Source organism: Mycobacterium sp. Root135 (assembly GCF_001426545.1).
In the GTDB taxonomy this organism is placed as follows: Bacteria; Actinomycetota; Actinomycetes; order Mycobacteriales; family Mycobacteriaceae; genus Mycobacterium.
The window spans coordinates 549,438-572,530 of the sequence record NZ_LMEZ01000005.1; the positions used below are offsets into that span (position 1 = coordinate 549,438).

18 protein-coding genes are annotated in these 23,093 nt (G+C 68.1%); 5 read left to right on the forward strand and 13 right to left on the reverse strand.

The window, feature by feature from the left end; all coding sequences use genetic code 11:
* The first annotated feature begins 1 nt into the window (after position 1).
* From ASD37_RS13785 to ASD37_RS13795, 3 genes are read left to right on the forward strand one after another with little or no spacing between them, the layout of a single operon-like run.
* Positions 2-1,381: a MinD/ParA family protein gene (locus ASD37_RS13785; protein ID WP_056551642.1), complete on the forward strand. Its 1,380-nt coding sequence runs from the start codon at positions 2-4 to the stop codon at positions 1,379-1,381.
* Positions 1,378-2,907 carry a type VII secretion integral membrane protein EccD gene (gene eccD / locus ASD37_RS13790; RefSeq protein ID WP_056551643.1) on the forward strand — a complete coding sequence of 510 codons (1,530 nt, stop codon included), beginning with the start codon at positions 1,378-1,380 and terminating at the stop codon, positions 2,905-2,907. The genes ASD37_RS13785 and eccD overlap by 4 nt, the downstream gene beginning before the upstream one ends.
* A 14-nt stretch (positions 2,908-2,921) precedes the next feature.
* Positions 2,922-3,680: a hypothetical protein gene (locus ASD37_RS13795; RefSeq protein WP_056551645.1), complete on the forward strand. Its 759-nt coding sequence runs from the start codon at positions 2,922-2,924 to the stop codon at positions 3,678-3,680.
* 18 nt (positions 3,681-3,698) lie between these two features.
* On the opposite strand, the gene ASD37_RS31465 is transcribed toward ASD37_RS13795, so the two are convergent.
* The 12 genes from ASD37_RS31465 to ASD37_RS13850 form a co-directional block, all read right to left on the reverse strand.
* Positions 3,699-5,156, reverse strand: a complete 1,458-nt coding sequence (locus ASD37_RS31465) for a hypothetical protein (protein WP_156720870.1) — start codon at positions 5,154-5,156, stop codon at positions 3,699-3,701.
* Between the two features lie 888 nt (positions 5,157-6,044).
* A complete protein-coding gene (locus ASD37_RS31470) occupies positions 6,045-7,010 on the reverse strand; it encodes a hypothetical protein (RefSeq protein WP_156720871.1) in 966 nt (321 codons plus the stop codon).
* Positions 7,011-7,453: 443 nt separating this feature from the next.
* Positions 7,454-8,545 (reverse strand): hypothetical protein, encoded by a 1,092-nt coding sequence (locus ASD37_RS31475; RefSeq protein ID WP_156720872.1) that lies wholly within the window; start codon positions 8,543-8,545, stop codon positions 7,454-7,456.
* 10 nt (positions 8,546-8,555) lie between these two features.
* Positions 8,556-8,822: a hypothetical protein gene (locus ASD37_RS13810; protein ID WP_056551649.1), complete on the reverse strand. Its 267-nt coding sequence runs from the start codon at positions 8,820-8,822 to the stop codon at positions 8,556-8,558.
* A gap of 178 nt (positions 8,823-9,000) precedes the next feature.
* The gene (locus ASD37_RS13815) at positions 9,001-9,342 is read right to left on the reverse strand and encodes a YbaB/EbfC family nucleoid-associated protein (protein WP_185934799.1); all 342 of its coding nucleotides are present in this window, start codon (positions 9,340-9,342) and stop codon (positions 9,001-9,003) included.
* The gene (locus ASD37_RS32535) at positions 9,339-10,895 is read right to left on the reverse strand and encodes a hypothetical protein (protein ID WP_056551652.1); all 1,557 of its coding nucleotides are present in this window, start codon (positions 10,893-10,895) and stop codon (positions 9,339-9,341) included. Before ASD37_RS32535 ends, ASD37_RS13815 begins: the two co-directional genes overlap by 4 nt.
* Before the next feature lie 46 nt (positions 10,896-10,941).
* Positions 10,942-12,339: a type VII secretion protein EccE gene (gene eccE, locus ASD37_RS13825; RefSeq protein ID WP_056551653.1), complete on the reverse strand. Its 1,398-nt coding sequence runs from the start codon at positions 12,337-12,339 to the stop codon at positions 10,942-10,944.
* Positions 12,336-13,667, reverse strand: coding sequence for a type VII secretion-associated serine protease mycosin (mycP, locus tag ASD37_RS13830; protein ID WP_056551655.1), 1,332 nt, complete (start codon positions 13,665-13,667; stop codon positions 12,336-12,338). Before mycP ends, eccE begins: the two co-directional genes overlap by 4 nt.
* 237 nt (positions 13,668-13,904) lie before the next feature.
* Entirely contained in the window at positions 13,905-14,162 is a 258-nt protein-coding gene (locus ASD37_RS13835; RefSeq protein WP_056551657.1) for an HPr family phosphocarrier protein, read from the reverse strand.
* Between the two features lie 33 nt (positions 14,163-14,195).
* Positions 14,196-16,214, reverse strand: a complete 2,019-nt coding sequence (locus ASD37_RS13840) for a fructose-specific PTS transporter subunit EIIC (RefSeq protein ID WP_056551659.1) — start codon at positions 16,212-16,214, stop codon at positions 14,196-14,198.
* 32 nt (positions 16,215-16,246) lie between these two features.
* On the reverse strand, positions 16,247-17,224 hold the full coding sequence (locus ASD37_RS13845) for a 1-phosphofructokinase family hexose kinase (RefSeq protein WP_056551661.1): 978 nt from the start codon (positions 17,222-17,224) through the stop codon (positions 16,247-16,249).
* The gene (locus tag ASD37_RS13850) at positions 17,221-18,000 is read right to left on the reverse strand and encodes a DeoR/GlpR family DNA-binding transcription regulator (RefSeq protein ID WP_056551663.1); all 780 of its coding nucleotides are present in this window, start codon (positions 17,998-18,000) and stop codon (positions 17,221-17,223) included. Before ASD37_RS13850 ends, ASD37_RS13845 begins: the two co-directional genes overlap by 4 nt.
* Positions 18,001-18,102: 102 nt before the next feature.
* Here ASD37_RS13850 and ASD37_RS13855 point away from each other — a divergent pair, with 102 nt between their 5' ends.
* Positions 18,103-19,824, forward strand: coding sequence for a putative PEP-binding protein (locus tag ASD37_RS13855; RefSeq protein ID WP_200959889.1), 1,722 nt, complete (start codon positions 18,103-18,105; stop codon positions 19,822-19,824).
* 140 nt (positions 19,825-19,964) lie between these two features.
* Positions 19,965-20,939: a pirin family protein gene (locus ASD37_RS13860; RefSeq protein ID WP_056551665.1), complete on the forward strand. Its 975-nt coding sequence runs from the start codon at positions 19,965-19,967 to the stop codon at positions 20,937-20,939.
* Here ASD37_RS13860 and ASD37_RS13865 read toward each other — a convergent pair.
* The gene (locus ASD37_RS13865; RefSeq protein WP_056551667.1) at positions 20,936-23,089 is read right to left on the reverse strand and encodes an FUSC family protein; all 2,154 of its coding nucleotides are present in this window, start codon (positions 23,087-23,089) and stop codon (positions 20,936-20,938) included. The genes ASD37_RS13860 and ASD37_RS13865 overlap by 4 nt on opposite strands.
* Between the last annotated feature and the right edge of the window lie 4 nt (positions 23,090-23,093).

The window sequence follows — 23,093 nt, forward strand, 5'->3', positions numbered from 1 at the left end:
CATGTCGGCCGACTATGACCGGCTCTTCCACTCTTCGGAGGCGGCACAGGCCGAAGAAGAGACCGCCGCGGTCGACCGCGACGTAGTTGCTCCGGCCGCGCCGGCACCGGCCGAGCCGTCGCCTGCCGCACCTACCCAGGGGCAGGCTGCGCCAATGCCCACCGCCGCTCCGCCACCTCGGGCCACCGAAGTGACCATGCAGATGCCCCCGAGCAAGGCCGGCGCACCGCGGGTACAGAACGGGCTGATGCGGTCCCCGCAGGGGGCGACGCCGACCGGTGCCCGTTACGAGCAGCGGCCTGCCGCACCCGCGCCGCAAGCACGTTCCGCAGCGGTGCCGTCGCCGCAGCACAGCGCGGAAGCGCAGGCAGAGAACAGAGCCGCCGCCTGGGCGTCGGCGCAGCCGCTCGCCGGGCCGCCGGGACCGACGTCGGCCGCGACGATCGGCAACCATCGGGCCATCGACGCGCTGTCGCACGTAGGTGTGCGTTCCGCGGTGAAGATGCCGTCGCAGCGCGGCTGGCGTCACATCGTCTACATGCTCACCCGGATCAATCTCGGGCTGTCGCCCGACGAGATCTACGAAATGGACCTGCACGCCCGGATTCGCCGCAACGCGCGCGACTCCTACCAAATCGGTGTCTTCGGACTCAAGGGCGGCGTCGGCAAGACGGCCGTCACCGTCGCGCTGGGCTCCTCGCTGAGCAAGATCCGCGGCGACCGCATTCTGGCGGTCGACGCCGATCCCGACGGCGGAAACCTCGCCGATCGGGCGGGACGTCAGTCCGCGGCCACGGTGGCAGATCTGTTGTCGGACAAGGAATTGTCCCGATACAACGACATCCGCGCCTACACCAGCATGAACGGCTCCAACCTCGAAGTGCTCTCCTCCGAGGAGTACAGCGGGGCGCGGCGCGAGTTCAACGACGACGACTGGAAGGGCGCCGTCGGCATTGTCTCGCGGTACTACAACCTGGTCCTCGCCGACTGCGGCGCCGGACTGTTTCAGCCCGCCTCGCGCGGTGTGCTCTCCACGGTGTCCGGTCTGGTCATCGTCGCCAGTGCCTCGATCGACGGCGCGCGCCAAGCCGCGGTCACGATGGACTGGTTGCGGCAGAACGGATATCAGGATCTGCTCGGACGGTCCTGCGTCGTGATCAACCACGTCGTGCCGGGCAAGCCGAACATCGACGTCGAGGACCTGGTGCAGCAGTTCGAGCGCCACGTGCCTGCGGGTCGCGTCATCGTCTTGCCCTGGGACAAGCACATCGCCGCGGGTACCGAGATTCAACTCGACTTGCTCGGCAACGAATTCCGCAGGCGTGTCACCGAACTCGCAGCTGCTCTCTCCGACGACTTCGATCGGCTCGAACGTCGTTGACCGCCACGGCCGCCGCACCCACCTCGTCGAGCGTCACGCCCGGTAGACCCGCGACGACCCGCGTCACGATCCTCACGGGTCGGCGCATGACCGATCTCGTGCTGCCGGCGGCTGCGCCGGTCGAGACGTACATCGACGAGACCGTCACGGTGCTCGCGGAAATGCTCGAGGACACCCCCGCCGAGGTGTTGGCGGGCTTCGACTTCAAGGCGCAGGGCGAGTGGGCGTTCGCGCGTCCCGGCGCACCGCCACTGAAGGCGGCCGAGTCGCTCGACGACGCGGGTGTCGTCGACGGCGCGTTGTTGACCTTGGTGTCGGTGACCCGTACGGAGCGGTACCGGCCACTGGTCGAGGACGTCATCGACGCGATCGCGGTGCTCGACGAGTCGCCAGAGTTCGACCGGGGCGCACTGAATCGCTTCGTCGGGCTCATGATTCCGGTCCTCGCGGCGGTGCTGTCAGTGCTCGTGCTGATGAGCTGGTCGAGGACAGGACACAGCTGGTGGTGGACGCTGGCGCTGGGACTGCTCGGTGTCGGAGTCCTCGTCGGCAGCTTCGTGGCGCGCAATCGGTTTCAGAACGTCAGCGCCTCGGAGAGCCTGTTGGTTGCTTCGCTTCCTCCCCTGGCGGGTGCCGCGGCACTGGCCGTTCCGTTGCCGATAGGCATCGACGGCCTTGGCGCACCCAACCTCGCGGGTGCAGCCGCGATGGTGCTGCTGGTAGTCCTCGCCACGCGCGGTGGCCCACGCAAGCGCGCCGAGGTGGCGTCGTTCATGGCGGTCGGTGCAGTCGCGGTGACCGCGGCCGCCGTGGCGTACGGCTACGGCTGGCAGGAATGGGTGCCTGCCGGCGCCATCGCGTTCGGCATGATCGTCGTGACCAACGCCGCCAAGTTGACGGTGGCCGTCGCACGAATTGCGTTGCCTCCCATCCCGGCTCCCGGCGAGACCGTCGCCAACGAGGAGCTGCTGGACCCGGTGTCCACACCCGAGGCCAGTGATGAGGAATCCCCGACGTGGCAGGCGATCATCGCCTCGGTTCCCGAGTCTGCGGTAAGGCTGACCGAACGCAGTCATCTGGCGACGCAACTCCTGGTCGGGTTCCTGTCCGCAGGTGTGGTGGCGCTGGCCGCCGGTGCCATCTCGGTCGTGGTGCAGGGGCACTTCTTCGTTCACAGCCTGATCGTGGCGGGCCTGGTGGCGACGGTATGTGCCTTCCGGTCGCGGCTGTATGCCGAGAGATGGTGTGCGTGGGCGCTTCTCGCTGCCACCGTGGCGATCCCCACCGGTGTGGCGATCAGACTCGCGCTCTGGGATCCGAGCAGTGCGTGGCTGGTGCTGAGCATTTACACCGCCGGCGTCGTCGTCGCGCTGATCATGGTCGGTGCGACCGAAGGCGTGCGTCGCGTGTCGCCGGTGACCAAGCGCATCCTCGAGCTGCTCGACGGTGCGGCGATCGCCGCGGTCATCCCGCTGCTGCTGTGGATCGCCGGTGTCTACGATCTGCTGCGAAACATCCGGTTCTGAGCGGAGTGGTGTGAATGGGAATCGGTGACCAGCCTCCGCTGAAGGTCGATCCAGAACTGCTGAGCAAGTACGGCAATCAGCTGCTGTCGGCGGCCAGCGACATTCCGGAAGCGCCACCGCCATTCGTCGTTACGGGCGAGGACGCCATCAGCCAGGCCATCGCGGGAAAGCTGCCTGGCCTGGAGGGCGCGATCCAAGACGCGCTCCCGCAACTCAAGGGTGAGGCATCCGCCACGGCGGACAACGTGGTCGCAGCCGCCGGTAAGTACGCGGACACCGACGCGCAGCTCGCGGCCAACTACGAGAAGCTCCAATTCGGTCCGGCGGATGCTGCCGGTGGTGCAGGCGGCGCCGCGGGTGCGGGCGCGGGTGGCGGAGCCGGCGCGATGGGCCAAATGGGCCAAATGATGAGCATGCCAATGCAAATGGCGAGCCAGGCGGCCCAGATGCCGATGCAGGCGATGAGCGCTCTTGGCCAACTGCCGCAGGGCATCATGCAGGGCGTTCAGCAGATCGGTCAGATGGCCGGTGGGCTGGGTGGCGGTGCCACCGGGTCGCCCGAGGCCGGCGCGGAGAAGCCCGGGGACGGCGCTGCTCCGGCGCAGGACGATCGCCGCGACGACGACAAGGCCAAGCAGGAGGAAGCCGCCGCGGGCGACAAGGCCGGCGAACGCGCGCCCGAACCGGCGCCGAAGGAGGCACCGGCCACTCCCGCTGTGCCGCAACAGAGTTCACCACGCCACGCTGCACCCGATCCGACGATCGACGTGTGACGTCGGCCGCGGGAGCGGCTAGACCGTGACGTCGGCGCTGATCGCGTCCGACATGAGCACGCTGAGATGCTGCCAGTAGACCCAGTCAGCGATCGCGGCCCGCTGCACCGCAGCGTCAAGAGCGTTGTGCGCCTTGTGAAGTGCCAACTCCTGCGCGTGGTCGGCGTAGGTCACGAAGGCCTCGAGGTGCGCGACAGCACGGTCAGAGGAGGTGCTCATCAACGGCTTGCTCAACCCGAACCAGAGCGCCGCGGACTTGTCCTCCGGAGGGGTGGAATCCGCCGGCGCGATGGGCAGCAGGTCGTGCAGTGCTCCGTCGCCGACTGAGGCGAGTCGCTTGGCGGCGCTGGGGGCGATCACCTCGAAGCGACTGCGGCCCTGCATTTTTCCTGACTCGGGAATGTCGTCGCGCTGCAGGACGACCTTGGGTACGCCGGGATCGAAGTTGGCGAACTGCTCCTTGGTGGCGATCACGGCGCGCAGCTTCTGGTCGTGCGCCTGTGCCCAACCCTGGATGGCGAGGATCGGGTAGGTGGCCCACTTGCCGCGCTCGGTCGGGGAGATCGACTCGTCGGCCGACGCCATGGTGACCTGTGGGGGCAGCTCGACGCCCTCGGGGATGTAGGCGAGCCCGAAGCTGTTGGCCACCACGATGGAGCCGTCGGCAGCGAGCCCGGTGACCCAGTAGAAGCCGTACTGCGGGGGGCCCATGTTGAGTGCGGCGGCGATGCGGCGGGCGTGGATGAGTGCTGCATTGGCGTTGCCGCGGTGGCGTTGCATGGCCCCGGCGGTCGACGCGGACAGCACGGCGTCCCGCTCCATTCGTGCGGCCGAGACCGGCATGGGCGCCATCGCCGCAATCGAGGGGTCTCCCTTGGTTGACGCCGGGTTGACGCCGGGTCCGGTGTTCACCGCCGCAGCTGCGGGCTGCTGCCCGGGTGCGCCGCTCGACGGCGGCGGACCTGCCGGGGGCGGGGTGGCCGGGGGGCCGAGTGGCATCGGTGGGGGTGTGGGCGCGCTGCCGCCCGGGGAGCCGAAGGACCCACCGCCGCCGGACATTCCACCACCACCGCCACCAACTCCACCGCCGACTCCGCCACCGCCGGTGGTGCCGGCGGAGTGCTGGATGGGAGCGGACGCGGACGAATCGGTTGGGGGAGCGACGGGGGCGACGGGTTGAGCGGTGGCTGCAGCGGGGGACATGGTCGGCTGTTGGGTCGCCGCATTAAGGCCCTTGGCGAACTGGTCGGCGGGGGCCTTCTCGCCGCCAGACCCACCGGGCCCGCCGGTGGCACCGCCCTTGCCTTGTGCGTTCTTGGCGTCTGTCGCGGCGTCGGACTTGGCCTGCATGTCCTGCAGACCGGCCTTGGCGCCCGAGGCCGCGCCGCTGGTCGACTGCGCGGACGAGGACGAAGATCCGCTCGACGACCCGCCGCCCGACGGGCTAGAGGAGGAACCTCCCCCGCTGCCGCCCACGCTCGGGGCACTCGGGGCGCTTGGGGTGCCGGGGGTTGATGGAGGTGGGGCGGATGGGGTTGGGGTTCCGCCCGGTCGTGGGTTGCTGTAGTTAGCGTTCTGGTAATTGCTTTGCGCTGGTGTGGTTTCAGGTGCGGCTTCCGGTTTGGGCGCAACTATATTCTGATCCATGGCGCCAGCCTCTGTGGTCTCAGCCGCAGCTTGCGTATCCGGCGTGACGGGATTCTGCCGCATATCTCCCGCCTCGCCAGTTTCGGTTGGCGGAAGCGCAGGTGCCTGTGAGTCTGGAATCCCGCCGGCGGCGGCTTTGGCGCCCCCAAAATCGGGAACGTTTGCTTCGAACTTTGGTATTTCTTTATCGGAAACGGGCGGATAGGGCTGCCCAGCCGTTATTGCAGTCCCAGCCGCGCTGACGACGGATTCATTGGCACGCAATGCTTGGTCGACGATAGCCGCGATCGCGTCCGCGCGCTTTTGCTGGTCTTCGTTCGTCTGTAAGTTACGGGATAGCAGATCGTCGATTACCTCCTGGGCCGCGTCGCAGTTAGCGGCGATGTGCTCCTTTGCATTTTTTATGGATTCCGACGCGCTTCGGTGGAAGGCCGCAGTGTCTCCTAGAAGCTCACCCGTGGACTGCATCCGACTCGATACAGCGTCAATTTTCTTTTTGCCGGCATCTGAAGCCTTGCCGAACCAGGTGTTGCCGTCGAAAATTGACGTCTGCGATCTCAGCCAGGAACTACTGGACTTTTCGAGCTGTAAGGCAGTCCGTAGTAGTTCGCCGGCGCGAAGCCCGTACGCGTCCTCGTCTGCCTCAGGCCATGCGGTGGGAGGCGTGGTCATCTGGGTTTTGTATTCGCCAGTCGGGCGCGCGATTGTCACCGCGGTTCAGCCTGCCGTGGCCCGACAAGCTCCAGATACAAGATTTGCAATCCGGAACGCTGCATAATTGAGCCATCCGTCGGCGTTTATGTAGGAGTCTCCAGCAGCTAGATAAGCGCGAATATACGCTGCTGAAGCATTTGCGAAGTCCTCAAGCACAAAGTTGGCACTCTGTCGTCCTAGCATCTGAATATCATCAGCATAGGAGTTGAGCAGGGGTCGAGCGGCATCCTCTATTTGCTTCCGATTTGCGTCCCACTGGGAGCCAGGGATGCCCGAATCGCGGTGTTGCCACTCGGGTGAAGTCTCAGCGTTGAACCTGTCTAGGCGAGCGATCCACTCTGTACATGTGCTGTTCGAAGTTGTTACAAAAAGGTTTGGTTCAGACGGATCGCCGATGGGTGGTGTATTTGTCGATGGTTGGGCCGTAGCTTGGTTCAGCGATCGACTCGCTGAACCGAGTTGTATGGCATTGCAAATTCCGACCATCGCCGAACTGGAGTTGACGAAGACCGACGCAAGCCCGTCGTTGGCGGGTATGTAGTTGGGAATGCTGTCGGAATAGGCCCGGCCATATGCAATGAACTGCTCGTAGAGCTCCCTCACTAGGCGATGAGGGGTCTGTTTGACCAGTGGCACAAGCTGGTCGGTTGCCGTCCGGACAGACGTCGCGACAGCCTCGACCTGCGACCGCTGTTCGGTTGTCCATTCCGCTACCGGGCCGAGCGTTGAGCGGACTTCGCCCCAGCCATTTGTTTGTACGGCGGCGAGATTGTTGTTAATTCCGTTGAATGTATTGCATGTTGGCTCGTCAGTAATCACGCCTATAGGTCCCGTGTCACTTGAACTAGCGATATCGCCCGGCGTACGCGGCGCGGGAGTTGCTCCCCCGTTGTCGGAGTTGCGGGTAAAGATCAGAGTGGCACCGATAGTGATCCCAATCACCAAAAGAACGGCTACGGCAACCAGCAACCATTTGATGCCACTGTTGCTGTGCGGCGGCGGCGCTGGCGGCCAAGCTCCCTGCTGCCAACCGGGAGGCGGCTGCTCAGGGTAGTAGCCGGACTGTCCGTACGGCTGGCCCTGGTTCGGGGGTGGCCCGGAATGTTGCGGCGGCTGCCATCCATCGGGGGGAGGCATGCTCACGATTGCCTACCTGCGGCTGGCATCTGCACTGCTGTACCTCCGCGCAATCCGCTCATCACGCCCCGGAGTTTACCGACGCGCATCCCTATCTAGCGTAGGGGAACATTGACCGCAGGCGACGCACGAATTTTGACGTAACTAGGGCCGAGTTTGCGCTAGCGGGACACCGGTCCCGCACGATCTTCAAGTGACTGCCATCTGCCTGGAGCTGCGAGGGCCGGTTCTCATCCACGCCGAACAGTGAACAATCAATCGCCATGGTTCCGGACTCACCCGGCCGCACGACATGCCCCGGAAATGACGTTACTCAGACGGAAAGCCGTATAGGTCAGCCACGCATCGGTGTCGATGTACTTGTCTCCGAGCGGGACGTAGGCGCGAATGTTAAGAGCAGCAAGCGCCGCGAAATCGTCGAACACCGGGTTGTTGCTCTGCTCACCTGCGGCCTCCATGTCATCCGCCCATTCCGCCAGGTGGGACACCGCCGACAGCTGAAGGCTTCTTTGTGCGGGCGTCCAGTGGGAGCCGAGGACACCAGTGTCGAGGCCGGCCCAATCGATTGTCGCGGAAGTGAACTGGCTTTCACGATCAACCCAGTACGTGCACGTATCGCCTGGCGACGTGACGAACATCTGACGGTCGCTAGGGTCGGCGGGCGCCATCACCTCACTCGGCTCCCGCGCAGAAGCAATCGAAGTAGCGCGGGCAGCGGGTCCATAAGTAATCGCGTTACATATGCCGGCTAACGCACTACCGGCATTGACATTGGCGGATGCTAAGGCATTATTCGCTGGCGTATATGTGTCGATATTGTCTGCGTAGGCGTGTCCATAGGCCGCGAACTGTTCGTAGAGTTCGCGCACCACGCGATGTGGGGTCTGTTTTATAAGCGGCACGACTTGGTTGGCTGCGTTCCGTATGGCGTTGGCAACTGAAAGCACTTGTGACCGCTGGTCGGCAGTCCACGCCGACACAGGCCCCAGCGAGCTTCGTTGAGCACCCCAGCCTTTTGCCTCGACATCGGCAATGCTGTTGTTGATGGGAATATAGCTCGCGCATGTCGGTTCATCCGTGATCACGGAAACCGGCCCCGTGTCGTTCGCACTAGCGACGTCGCCTAGAGCGTCAGTCGGCGACGCAGTTGGCCCCGAATCCCCGCCACGGCTCATCACGATCACCGTGATGCCCACGGCTATTGCGATCACCAACAGCACCGCCACCGCGCCAAGGAGCCACTTCAGGCCGTTGCCGGTCGGCGGCGGCGGTCCGGGCGGATGCAGCCACGGGCCCTGCTGCCAGGGCGGCCCAGATCCGTGCGGGTCGCCCGGCCGCCATCCTTCACCTTGTGGCGGCGTGCTCATGCGCGCATACCTAGAGAACCAGGAATGCGATGGCCGCTGCGACGATGAAGACCACCAGCACCCCGATGCCGAACAGCAGCCATCGGCCGTTGCCGTCGGTGGTCTTGGAACCACCGTGCTGGGTCCACGTGCCCTGCTCCCACCCTGGCGGTGGGGGTTGCTGCTTCGGGCTGGACACCGTCGGGTCGAAGGGCTGGCCGTACGGCTGCCCCTGATCGCCGGACGTGGAATCCCCTGGCTGCGATGACGGCCACCCGTCGTGAGCAGGCGTGCTCATCCGCGCGTTCCTTCGACTACCCCGTACATGCCCGCACCCCCGCAACACTCGCCGGTCACGCCGCGCACCGTCGACGCCCACACGCCTTCACCGTAAGCCGAAAACCTTGCTACACCGCGCACCAAAATGCCCCGCGTCCCGCGCGGCAGGATCCGATCCATCGCACGTACTCCTGGTGTCAGCGGTTGGCGTCGTTGATGTCGGAGGTGATCTCGGCGACCGCGGAATCTATGCGCTCCCGGTCGGCTTCGATCGACGCGGACGCGGTCGCCCCGGCGTTCTGCAATGCCTCGTTGACTCGCGCGGCGACCGTGTCGGCTCCGAGCCGCAACAGGCCCTCTTCGATGAAGACGTCGGTCAGCCAGTGATGGCCGTTCAGCGTGACCTCGACGGTCCTCGCCTCATCGGTGGCGGTGAACGTCTCGCCCGCCATCTTGCTCAGCTGCTCGTCCATCAGCGACTGCAGGCGCTGCGCCTGCTTCAGCACCGCCGCCACCTGCGGATGCATGTCCTCGGTCACTTGGAGTCCTTGGGATCCTGAACGGTCCTGCGCTTCCGGTCACCGATGATGCCCTGCGTGTACTCCCGATCCTCGACGTAGAGATCCTCGTCGGGGGACAACCCGGGGGTCCGCTTCTTTTCCTTGCCGCCCTGGGCCTGGCCACCGTGGCCGCCGCCCATACCTCCACCCATGCCACCGCCCATCGCGCCGCCAGGTCCACCGGCGGCCGGGGCACCGCCCGCGGCGCCTGCTCCTGCCGGCCCCGGTCCGACCGAGACCCCGGCAACGCTGGGCTGCAACGGTACTGAACCTGCTCCGCCGCCTGCGCCGCCCCCGGAGCCGCCACCGGCGCCACCACCTGCTTCGGCCGCGGCGGGGTGCAGGCCGAGATCATCGGGCGAGATCGGTGTGACTTCAGGTCCGCCACCTGGCATGCCTCCGCCTGGCGATCCACCCGAGGGCGAGCCGCCGCCGGACGGTGAACCGCCACCTGAGCCCGAGCCCTGCCCGCCCGAGGGCTCGCCGGCACCCTTTTCGGCCGACATCGGCGACACCCCGTGCGACGGGGACTGCGGCATCGTCGGCGAACCTCCCGGTGGCTGCCCGCCGCCGCCACCGCCGCCGCCGGCGGGCGATCCGGGGCCCTGGCCCGGATGTGTCCGGTCCCAGTCGGACGGCAGCTTCCTCGGGTCCCCGTTCTCGGTCACCGGCGCCGAAGGCGTGCCGACGGGCGGAGGCGGGTTGTCCACCGTCACACGTTCGACCGCAGCTTTCGCCGTGTAGATGTCCTGGATGTGCTCGGACTGCTTGACCAGCTTGTCCATCGCGACCAAGCTCGCATGCTGGTTGGCCGTGGTCATGTTGTCTTCCAACGACTTGTACTGCTCATAGACCGGGTTGTGCTCGCCTACTGCAGCGAGGTGGGCGTCCCACACCTTCTGCGCCTCAACCGCCAACGCTTGCCACTTCTGGCCGAGTTGGGTGATCCAGTTGCCGTAGTTGAAGAACTTGCCGTACGCCTCGTCGGCGGCATCGCCCTCCCAGTTGACGATGGGCGCGATGAACGTCGCCCCCGCCTTCTGCAGAGCGACGCCGTTGGCGTCCCACTTGTTGCGTGCCGCCTCGAGGGAGGCACCGTGGTCGCCGCTCCCGAGTGCGTCTTGGGCGAGGTCGATGAAGAGGTTGCTTCCGCTGCTCGACCTTGACGGTGCCGCCAAGTCGCCAGGAGCCTTCGGTTCGGGAGTGCCGCTACCTGCCGGGACGACGGGTGCGGGTGCGGGCCCGCCGCTGTCGATGCTGTGCCGCGCCGCCTCGTCGAAGTCGTCGTACGCCTTGGCGACCGAGTTCAACGTGTCGGCCAGTCGTTGCTGTTCGGTCTTCGCGAACGCCTGGTTCTTGGCCAGGTAGTCGGCATTGGCCTGAAGGTGTTCGATGGTCCGCTTGGTGTGGGGCAAGCTATCCGGTGCCTGGAGCCCCGACGACAGTCCCTCGGCATCGGCGAACTCGACGTTCGAAACTTGTCTTGCCTTCGTGCGCAGGTCTCCCGTGTCGACCTTGATGCCGTCGCCCATCAGTCCTCCTCACACCCGCCCGCGCACGGGTCCGACAATTGAAGTGTCATGGCTCGAGCGCCATCTGGTAGCGGCTTTCCTCACGCGGGTTGATCAACCGGATCGGCAGCTGGCGATGACGTGGCGTGTCGATGAAGTTGTGCCGCAACACGACTCGTCCGACGCCGGGGTGCGGCCCCAGGTACGTCGTCGAGTTGGGCCAGACGATCTTCGCGACCGTGCCCACGCGAGCGTTGATGAGCCCGGCGAACTCGCGGAACTGCGGACCAAGGGTGATGACGGCACCGGCAGCGGCCGAGCGGATCACGAATTGCGTGAACAGTCGTGCGTCACCAAGGTTGATGCTGACGTCGACGTCGTCGAACGGCATGTACACCGGGTACCGGTCGGCCGTCTCGCCGACCAGCACGCCCGCCGAGCCGATCGGCAGTTCGTAGTGGCGATCTGTCGTCGGGCTCTCCCCGTACAGGGCCGCACGCTGACCACCGAAGAGGCACGAAAACCCGCGTGGCGTGGTCGGTTCCGCCAACGTCGTCAACAGGACCGTCGTCGTCGGGGCGGTGCCAGGGCGCACCCGCACCCGGGTGATGGTGTGGTCCGCCCGTGCCGACCACCACATGTCCGGCCCACCGAGGGCGGTGTATGCGGCGGTGAAGGTGCTGCGCCCCTTGATCAGTGACCACGCTTCGCGTTCGAAGCTGATCTCGGTGGCGCGGTCGAAGTCCTCGAAGCTGCGTCCACACCGGGCGTCGATCCCGTTGCTGGACAGGTGATCTGCGATGCGGGTGGTGGAGGCGACCAGGTAGCTGGCGAGCCCCGCGACGCCGACGTCACGGCGCAGCGCGGACCTGCGGGTCTCCTCGGGGAGCGCGCGCAACACGATCCAGGTCCGCCGGTTGGCCGGCGCCGGATACGGCCCGACCACCTGGTCGTAGAGCGCGACGAGGCTCGCCGGAGCCGTCCGTCCGACCCGGTACCCGGCCGAGACGACGTCGGCCTCCAGATCGGGGCAGTACGTGGCGATGAGCTGTTCGACGAGTTGGGTGTCCAGCACGTCGTCGGTGAAGGCCTCGCCGGACACGATCACCGTCGGAGTGAACGGCCGCGGGACGAGCTCGATGATCGAGACGAGGTGGTCGTCCTGCCAGCGCACCGCGACGTGGTCACCAGGGATGACGGTCGCGCCGACGGCCGCCGCAGACGGCGCGTCGGGCGCCACCACGTGCCGGCGCCGCCAGGAGAACACTGCTGCGATCCAGCCCGTCACACGACGGCCGCGCACGGTGAGCGTCGTGGCGATCGCGATCAGCACGGCCAACGTGATCGCCAACCACATCAGGTGGATGTGGACGAAGAACACCACGCACGCGGGTATCAGGACGGCGGCCCAGAGCAGGTGTCCCGTGGTGATGCGCAGACCGAAGATCGACAGCAGGTTCTTCATCGGCGCCTCAGTGCGCGCCTTGCGAGAGCGAGGATTCCGAGCGCCACGGCCAGGCTGACACCGGTCACGACCACCATCGTGATGGGGCCGCGGTCGGGTGGCGGGACGTACACCGGCGCCGGAATCTCCTGCACCTTGTAGGACACCGACTTCGGGCCGGGTGGGACGTCCCACGTCAACGCGGCCACCGGATCGATCACGCCGGCGCCGACGTAGTTGTCGACGCCGCCGCCGGGATGCCGCGACGTGGCGGTGATGCGGTACATGATCTGGGCCGGGGTCAGGTCCGGAAAGCGCTGGCGGAGCATCGCGGCCAGGCCCGAGACGTACGCCGCGGCGAACGAGGTTCCGTTGATGGGAATCGGGCCGTCCTGGCCCTGCAGCGCGTTGACGGGATTGCCGTCGTACCCCAGAGCGATGATGTTCTCCGCGGGTGCGGCCACGCCGAGCCACGGCCCCGACATCGAGAAGGTGCTGGGCTGGCCGGTTTGGCCGATGCCGCCGACGGTCAGCACCAACGGCGAATACCAGGCCGGCGAGACGATGGTCTGAACTTGCTTCCACCCGCGGGGATCGGCCGGCGTCGACGCGTCGGGCGGCGGATTCTGCGAGCATTCTTGGCCGGTGTTGCCTGCCGCGACGACGACGACGGCGCCCTTGGCGTTGACCGCGTATTCGATTGCGGCGCCGAGGCTCTTCTCGTCGATCGGCCGGGTGATCTTGTAGCACGCCGCTTCGCTGATGTTTATGACCTGCGCGCCGAGGTTGGCGGCGTGCACGATCGACCGGGCGAGGCTGCGAAGTGATCCAGCGGTCGGGGTCGTGTTGGGGTCGTTGGGGTCTTGCCGGGCGCCCACGGGTTGGTAGTTGTCCGACGTCTGACGCAGCGACAGCAGTCGGGCGTCGGGTGCGACGCCGATGAAGCCGTCGGTGGGCGACGGACGGCCGGCGATGAGCGACGCGGTCAGGGTGCCGTGGCTGTCACAGTCGTTCATGCCGTCGCCGGCCTTGTCGACGAAGTCGCCGCCGGGCAGGGCGGGCACGCGGGCCGAGCCGTTCACGCCCGTGTCGATGACGGCGACGGTCACGCCGGCGCCGGTGGCGAACTTCTGCGCATCGGCGATCCGGAGGTAGTCGTTGGCCCAGGGCTTGTCCGCGAAGTTGGCGCCGGGAAATACGGTCGGGCTGGAGCAGACGCGACGTAGCTCGGTCGGTGTGTCGGGGCCGGTCTCGTCGGGTGGTAGGGCCGTCGGGTCGATGGCGGGCGGCTCGATCGCGATCGCAGGCGGCGCGGTGAACACCGTCAGGAACAGCACGGCGACGAGCATGACGATGCGACGCGTCAAGAGTCACCCCTTCGTTCCCCGACCAGCCCCAGCTGGCGCTGAGACCCCGATAGCAAAGCAGTCGCCGCCCCGTGGACGGCGTATTCCCTCACGTCAAGCCCTACGAGCACGCGCACGTAGCCAATCGTACGATGCGGTGGGAGTGCGCCATGCACCATTCTTGACGAGCTCAGGGGAGGCGCTGGTGGCGCCTCCCCTGAGTAGAAACTGCTGGTCTAACTAGGCGTCGAGATCCTTCTGGATGAGCTCCGCGACGGTGCTGAGCGCGGCCTCGTCGTCGGAGGCGACCGTCACCTCGGCGCCGTTGCCGGCCCCGAGGGTCATGATCATCAGCGCCGAGCCGGCGTCCACCGGCTCACCACCGTCCAGCGACAGGGTGACTTCAGCGCCGGCGTTGACGACGGCTTCGGCGATGATCGCCGCGGGGCGGGCGTGCAGGCCGATCGACGAACCGACGATTACGGTCTTGGCGGGCATGGTGAATCTCCTTTTGCGGTGGGTTCGAGAATGTCAGGCGGCGACGAGTTCGGGGGCGGTATCGGCGTCCGCCTTCTTGGCGAACTGCTTGGCGGCGACGACCGCGGCAGCGGCGACGACGGTTCCCAGCGCCAGGGCGACCAGGAACCAGAGCAGGTTGCCGATTGCGAAGAACACGAAGATGCCGCCGTGGGGCGCCTTGAGCGTCACGTCGAAGGCCATGATGAGCGCCCCGGTGACTGCGCCGCCGGCCATCATCGACGGGATGACGCGAAGCGGGTCGGCCGCGGCGAACGGAATGGCGCCCTCGGAGATGAACGAGGCACCGAGAAGCCATGCCGCCCGGCCGTTTTCGCGCTCCGGCTCGGTGAAGAGCTTCGGACGTACGGTCGAGGCCAGCGCCATCGCCAGCGGCGGCACCATGCCGGCGGCCATCACGGCAGCCATGATGCGCAGCGACGACGGATCGGCGACGTTGAGTCCCGCGGTGGCGAAGGCGTAGGCCGCCTTGTTGACCGGACCGCCGAGGTCGAAGCACATCATCAGGCCGAGGATGACGCCGAGCAGGATCACCGAGCTGCCCGACAGACCGCCGAGCCAGCTCGTCAGGCCCGAGGTGATGGCGGCCAGCGGGCGTCCGAGAAGCAAGAACATCAGCAGACCGACGACCAGCGAAGCGCCCAGCGGGATGATGACGACCGGCATGAGGCCGCGCATGGCCTTGGGGACGCTGATCTTGCTGATCCACAGCGCGGTGAAGCCGGCGATCAGACCGCCGACGATGCCGCCGATGAAGCCGCCGCCGACGAAGACCGCCACCGCGCCTGCGGTGAAACCCGGTGCGATACCGGGTCGGTCGGCGATGGCGAAGGATATGTAACCGGCCAGCGCGGGCACCAGGAAGCCGAAGGCCAAGCCGCCGAGGGTGAACAGCGCGGCGCCGAGGTACTGGACGAAGCCGCCGTCGGGCAGGTTGGTCAGCGAGTTGGTGCTGGCGATGATGTTGCCCAGTGACTGCGTCGCGCCCTCGGGTTTGTTCGCGATGTCGTATCCGGCGAACAGGAAGCCCAGCGCGATCAGCAGACCGCCTGCGGCGACGAACGGAATCATGTAGCTGACGCCGGTGAGCAGGATCTGGCGGGTGCGGGTGCCCCAGCCGACACCGCCTGCGGCGGACGGGGAGGACGACGACGCGGCTCCGCCTGCGGAGCCTTCGACGCGCGCGGCGCTGGGATCGCTTGCGGCGGCCACTGCTTCGGCGACCATCTTGGCTGGTTCGTTGATGGCGCGCTTGACGCCGGAGGCGATGACGGGCTTGCCGGCGAACCGGCCGCGGTCCTTGACGCCCACGTCGGTGGCGAAGATGACGGCGTCGGCGGCGGCGATGATCTCCGGTGCCACCGGGGTGCTGCCCGAGGAGCCCTGTGTCTCGACGTGCATGGTCACGCCGGCTTCCTTGGCGGCCAGCGCCAGCGAGTCGGCGGCCATGTAGGTGTGCGCAATTCCGGTGGGGCAGGCGGTGATTGCGATCAGCGTCGTGGTCTTCGCCGAGTCGACGGGCGCGGCGGCAGCGGCCGGCGCGGCGGCGGGGGTGGCTGCCGGGGCGGGGTTCACCACACCCTCGACCAGTGCGACGACCTCTTCGGCCGACGCGGCGGCCCGCAGCGACGCGACGAACTCCTTGCGCACCAATGCCCTTGCGAGACTTGACAGCAACTTCATGTGCTCGGCGCCGCCGGAGTCGGGGGCCGCGATCAGGAAGGCGAGGTCGGCGGGGCCGTCGGGCGCGCCGAAGTCGACGGCGGGCGAGAGCCGCGCGAAGCCGATGGTGGCCTGGTCGACGTAGGGGGAGCGGCAGTGGGGGATCGCGATGCCGCCAGGAAGACCGGTGGCGGACTGGGCTTCGCGGGCCATGGCGGCGGCGACGAGGCCTGCACCGTCGGAGGAACGTCCGGCATCGGCGAGACGCGCGGCGAGCAGGCCGATTACGGCCTCCTTGTCGCCGCCCGCGTCGACGTCGATGGCGACGAGGTCAGTGGTGATGATGGACATGGTTCTCTTTCCTCTGGTGTGAGTCGGGTTGGTTAGGGGCGGATGGCGGCGGGTGTGATGGCGTAGACCCGGACGGCGTCCAGGTCGACCTGTGACGGGGCGGGTAGGGCGGAACCTGGCAAAGCCGCTGCGGCACTGCCGTAGGCGACGGCCATCTGGAGGCGACGAGGCGGCTCGGCGCCTCCGACCGCGGCGCGCACGTAGCCGGCCAACGACGAGTCGCCTGCGCCGACGGTGCTGCGTGGGGTGATGGGTGGCGGGGCGGCCATCCAGCTGCCGGTCGGGTCGACCAGGACGGCGCCTGCTGCCCCCAGCGTGACGAGGATCGTCTTCGCGCCGCGTTCGATGAGCTGGTTGGCTGCCAGGATCACCGGTGCCGGATCACCCTGGGCAGCAGCACTTTCCAGATCCTCGGGCGACGCACCGACCAGGCCGGCGAGTTCTTCGGCGTTGGGCTTGATGAGGTCGGGTGCAGAAGTGCCAAAGGCGGCGGCGAGTGCGTCGAGCGGACGCTCGGAGGTGTCGACGGCGACCTGGCAGGGTGCCGACGCGAGTCGCGCGACCACGTCGGCGTACCAGTCGTCGGGAACGCCGGGCGGCAGTGACCCGGAAAGCACGATCCACGAGGCGGTTTCGGCGTGGGCGAGGACGGCGCGGGTCAGCGCGTCCAGTGCGTCGGCGTCGAGCGGTGCGCCGGGCTCGTTGAGCTTGGTGGTGGTGCCGTCGGCCTCGGTGATCGCGAGGTTGGTCCGAACGACTCCGCCGACGGGGACGCTGCGGAAGGTGACGCCGGCCACGCGTAGGGCGGCCACCATGGGGTCGTCGTCGGCGGTGGGGAGGACGGCGAGGGTGTCGAGGCCCGCGAGTGCCAAGGCCCGTGCGACGTTGACGCCCTTGCCGCCCGGCTCGCTGGTGGCGGAGGTGACGCGGTGGACGGCGCCGCGAGTGAGCGTTGCGCCCAGTGACACGGTGCGGTCGATGCTGGGGTTGGGGGTAACGGTGACGATCATTCGGGAGCTCCCGTCGTGATGACTTCGACGCCTTCGTCGGTGAGGGTCCGGCGGTCGGCGTCGGAGATCTCGGCGTCGGTGATGAGGGTGTCGACGCTGGAGATCGGCGCGAAGCTGACGAAGTCTTCGCGGCCCACCTTCGTCGAGTCGGCGGCGACGACGACGTAGTTGGCGCACGCGACCATGGCGCGCTTCACGGCGGCCTCCTCGCTGTCGGGGGTGGATAGTCCGTGTCTGGCGCTGATGCCGTTGGTGCCGATGAACGCGATGTCGACGCGGAGGTTGTCGAGCACCCGAAGGGTCTGCTCGCCGACCGCGGCCTGGGTGACGCCCCTGACGCGACCGCCGAGCAGCTGCAGCGAGACCGTCGGCATCGACGCCAGCCGGGCGGCGATGGGCACCGAGTTGGTCACGACGACGAGGTCGCGGTCGGTGGGCAGCTGGTTGGCGATGCGGGCGGTCGTGGTGCCCGCGTCGAGCAGCACGCTGGCGCCGTTGAGGGGGAAGAATTCGGAGGCGGCCTCGGCGATGGCGTCCTTGTAGTCGGCGCGGGTGGTTTCCCGCTCGCCGACGCCGGGTTCGACGAGGTGGAGCGCCCGGGTGGGGACGGCTCCACCGTGGACGCGCCGCAGGACGCCGGCCCGGTCGAGTACGGCCAGGTCCCGGCGCACGGTCTCGGTCGTGACGTCGTAGGTGTGTGCGAGTTCGGTGACCGAGGCGCGACCCTGGCTGATCACCAATGCGGCGATCGCTTGTTGGCGCTCTTCGGCGTACATGACTCTCCGTTTTTGTGGGTTATGCATGTTTCGAATGTTGATATAGTTGGTTTTACCCCTGAATGTGTTGACTTGTCAACGGTTTGTTGTAATCTAGTTCACATGAGCGCTACTTCGTCTCCCGTATCACTGCATCCCGCGGACGTCTCGCAGCCAACGGCCGGAACCGTCCTCCGCGGCATCCCCGCCGTGGGCGGCGTGCAGTACGCGCCAGTGATCAGACCGGGCTCGCGGCCGACGGTCGACGCTGCGTCGACCACAGCCGATCTCGAGGAATCCCGGCGCCCGGGAGAGGTGGCCCGGTTCACCGCTGCGGCCGCCGCCGTGGCCGACCGGCTGCGGGAGCGTGCGGCGAACGCCTCGGGTGCCGCCTCGGAGGTGCTGGCGACGACGGCGCAGCTGGCGCAGGACCGCGCCTGGATCGCCGCCGCCGAGAAGCGGATCGGGCAGGGCAACCAGGCCGTCAGCGCGGTGACCGGCGCCGTCGACCAGTTCGTCACCATGTTCACCCAGTTGGGCGGGCTGATGGCAGAGCGCGTGACCGATCTGCGCGACATCCGCGACCGCGTCATCGCCGAACTCAACGGCCTGCCCGAACCCGGCGTCCCGGTGCCCGAGGTGCCGTCGATCCTGTGCGCCGAGGACCTCGCTCCCGTCGACACCGCGGGTCTGGACGCGTCACTGGTCGTCGCCCTCGCCACCACGCTCGGCGGACCCACCAGCCACACCGCGATCATCGCCCGGCAACTCGGCATCCCCTGCGTGGTCGCCGTCGACGGCCTCGACTCCGTCGCCGCCGGCACCATGGTGATGGTCGACGGCACGGTCGGCACCGTCACCGTCGCGCCGGACGAGGCCGAGGCGGCCCAGGCCGTCGCCGTCGCCCGGGGTGAAGCCGACCTCGCCAAGAGCTGGAGTGGCCCCGGCGCCACCGCCGACGGACACGTCGTCGCGATCCTGGCCAACGTCCAGGACGGCGCGGCTGCGCGGGCGGCGCGGGATACCCCGGCCGAGGGCGTCGGGCTGTTCCGCACCGAGCTGTGCTTCCTCAACCGCTCGACCGAACCGTCGGTGGACGAGCAGGCGCAGATCTACGGCGAGGTGCTCGACGCGTTCGCCGGGCAGAAGGTCGTCATCCGCACGCTCGACGCTGGTTCGGACAAGCCGCTGAAGTTCGTCGGCCATCCCGACGAGGCCAACCCGGCGCTTGGCGTGCGCGGCATCCGCATCGCGGACGGCAATCCCGGCATCCTGACCAGGCAGCTCGAGGGCATCGCCGCGGCGGCGAAGAACACCGGCAGCTCGCCGTGGGTGATGGCGCCGATGATCGCCACCCCGGCCGAGGCCAAGGCGTTCGCCGACGAGACGCGCGCCCACGGCCTGGTGCCGGGCGTGATGATCGAGGTGCCCGCGGCCGCGCTGCTCGCCGACCGCATCCTCGACCACGTGGACTTCCTGTCGATCGGGACCAACGACCTGACCCAGTACACGATGGCCGCCGACCGGATGTCGGCCGAGCTGGCCACGCTGACCGACCCGTGGCAGCCAGCCGTGCTGGCGCTGGTTGCGATGGCGGCCAAGGCCGGGGTGGCGGTCGGCAAGCCCGTCGGCGTCTGCGGTGAGGCCGCCGCCGATCCGTACCTGGCCTGTGTGCTGGTGGGCCTCGGCGTCTCGTCCCTCTCTGCGGCCGCCGCGGCGGTCAGCGCCGTCGGCGCGAAGCTGGCCCAGGTCACGCTCGCGCAGTGCCAGGAAGCGGCGGCCGCCGCGTTGGACACGGCCACCGCGGCCGATGCCCGTGCTGCGGCGAGCGCCATTCTCGCCTGACCCCACGGCCGCGAGCAGTCGCAAAGCTGCACGTTTTGCGGCGTGTCGCGACACATTTGCGACTGCTCGCGGCGGTGGCCTTTGGAATGAATCGGACCGCGGTCCGGTTATGCTGGGTACACGTCACCAAGGAGGTACCAGTGCCCGCCATCACCGCCGACACCTTGACCCTGCCCCGCGTCGCGGGGCCCGCCGCATCCGACACCGAGCGGCCCGTGCTGTCCATCACCACCGGCCCCAAGGGGTACGAGGGCGAGGGATTCCCCGTGGTTCGCGCCTTCGCCGGCGTCAGCGCCGCCGCCCTCGACCCGTTCGTCCACATGGACCAGATGGGTGAGGTCGAATACGAGCCCGGCGAGCCGAAGGGCACCGACTGGCACCCGCACCGCGGCTTCGAGACCGTCACCTACATCATCGACGGCCGCTTCGCCCATCAGGATTCGCACGGCGGCGGCGGGCTCATCACCGACGGCGCCACCCAGTGGATGACCGCCGGCGCGGGCGTCCTCCACATCGAGACGCCGCCTGCCGAACTGGTCGAGAGTGGCGGGACGTTCCACGGCATTCAGCTGTGGGTCAACCTGCCCCGTAAGGACAAGTTCGCCGCGCCGCGTTACCAGTCCATCGAAGGCGGCGAGGTCAAGCTGCTGGCCTCCGACGACGGTGGCGCCCTCCTGCGGATCATCGCAGGTGAGATCGACGAACAGCAGGGACCGGGTTCGACGTACACGCCGATCACGTTGGCGCACGCCACGATTCAGCCCGGTGCTCGTCTCGACGTGCCGTGGAACCGCGACTTCAACGCGCTGGTCTACGTGCTGGCGGGCGAAGGGGCCGTCGGCCCGGTCGGAAACCCGATCCGCCAGGGCCAGCTCGCGGTGATGGGACCCGGTGACCGGATCTCCGTCTCGGCGCGTTCCAGCCAGGACGCGCGCAACCCCGCGATGGAGGTTCTGTTGTTGGGCGGCAAGCCCATTCGCGAACCGGTCTTCCACTACGGCCCGTTCGTGATGAACACCAAGGCCGAGGTGATCGAGGCGCTCGAGGACTTCAACGCGGGCAAGTTCGGTGCCATCCCGCCGAATGCCCTGATGCCGCACCGGGGCGGGCGCTAACCGCTCCGTAGGGCGGCGGGGTGCACCGGCTCCGGGTACAGCAGTTCCAGCTCGCCGAGGTTCGCCGCGACGGTGACGAGCGGCAGCGCCGCCCTGATCGACAGGTCGTCGCTGCCGGCCTCGGCGCGCAGGGCAAGCACGAAGTCGTCGCCGATCGGGCCGAGGTCGTGCACCGGCCGCCGACCGTGCAGGCGCTCCCGGATCACCGAGGTGTGTAGCTCGAGAACCTCGCGCACCCGCGGATAGGCGGTGATCGGCGGCGGCACCACGTCGGCGATCAACTCGGCGGCGGTGCGCACCCGGACGGCGCGGTTGACGGCCCGGATCGCCGGGGCGCGCCGGTCCGTCGACCCGCCGCTCTCCGAAAGGTATTGGCGGACTGCATCGTCCAACGTCCGCGACGCCGACATGGCCGCGTGGCTCAACGAGTACACCTTGTCGTCGGCCGATTCCGACGCGCCTCGCGTCACCCGCTTGACCGCGATGGTGAGGAACGTGGCGCCTGCCGCGATGGACGCGTCGACCGCGCGGGACACCCTGGCCGCCGCGCCGCGTGGCCACAGAAGCAGTGACACCACCGCGCCCACCAAGGCGCCGACGACGACGTCCTCCACCCGGAGCAGGCCCACCTGCCAGCCGCTGGGACTGATGACGTTGAAGATGATCAGCACCATCATCGTGAACATCGCCTGACCCGCGACGAACGAGGCGACTTCCGGCACGTACGCCGAGCCGAAGGCGACGGCGGGTAGCGCCACCCACAGCACGACCGGGTCGACGCCCATCAGCTCGATGAACGCCACGCCGAGCAGGAAGCCGATCGTGGTCCCGACGACGGCGCGGACCACCCGGGTGCCCGTCGTCAGCGCGCTGCTGCGCAGCACCGACATGGCGCCGAGCACCACCCAGAAGCCGTGCTGGACGGGAAAGACGTGGGTGACGGCCACCGCGAGCGCGAGCCCGAGCCCGGTGCGGATGCTGTTGCGCACCACGACGGCGCGGGTGGCCAGGAACCCGCCTGGCAGCGACGTCAGCGCCTGAGACTCCGACAGCAGCCGCTCGGCAGCCCCGGCCTCCGGAAGTCTGCGTCCGAGCACCCTGGCCCACACGGGACGCGCGTCGGCCGCCGCGGCGATGCCGATGACCCGCCCGGTCGTCCCGACGCACCCGGAAATGGTCCTGCGTGTCAGCAACTTTCGGCCGACGCCGATGGCGGTGGCGTCGTTCGGTTCGGCGAGGATCTCGATGATGTCGTCGCGATAGCGGCTCTGGGCGATCAACCGCTGGATGGCGAGTGCCTCGGACAGGTTGGCGCGGTGGGCGTCGCGGCCGGCGACCGCCGTGCTGAGCACCAGGGCGCTTTCGCGCAGCACCCGGACGACGGGATCCCTCATCTCCGCCAGCAGCTCGCCGCTGGTGTCGGTGACGCGGTCGGCCAGCCACTGCAGGTCGTCGACCACCCGCACCAGCGCACGGCTGCCCGCGGTCAGTCCGACCGGACGGAAGTCGGCGCCGAGGAAGTTGGCCCGCAGCGCGCCCATTGCCGTCGACACGTCGTCGTCGGTGGCGTCGCCGTCGAGCCGGTCGGCCAGCGTCCGGCACACCAGGGCGGCGTGACGTCGGAGGTCGTCGTGGTGTCGGGGCGGAAGCAGGAACAGCGCGGCGGGCACGGCCAGCGAGAGCGCGATGAACCAGCCGAACAGGCGCTCCGGAACGGGACCTACCGGCGTGCAGGCCGGCAGCACGAAGAGCATCAGCGTCGACCGTTGGCCCGCGGCGAACGTCTCGCTGAGAACACCGGAGAACGTCACGATGACGGCGAGGACGAACATCGTCAGGACCGCGACCCACGGAAGGGGCGCCACCAGCGTGCCGAGCGTGATGAGGATGGCGCCGTTGACGCCGAGGCCGCCGTACGCCAACGCACGTGCGGGCCGGTTGCCGGGGAAGTCGACGGTGATCAACAGGGCGACCGAGCCGAAGATGGCGAACAACGGTGTCTGCGAACCGCTTCCGAGGGCGAAGCCCGTCGCGGCGGCCAACGGCAACACCAGTGCCGCGCGCACCGCGCGTCGTGCTGCGTCGTGCTCTGGGTCTCGCCGCTTGATCCGATCAACCGCCCGGCTCCAGAGAAGGGCCGGGTTCAGCATGGTC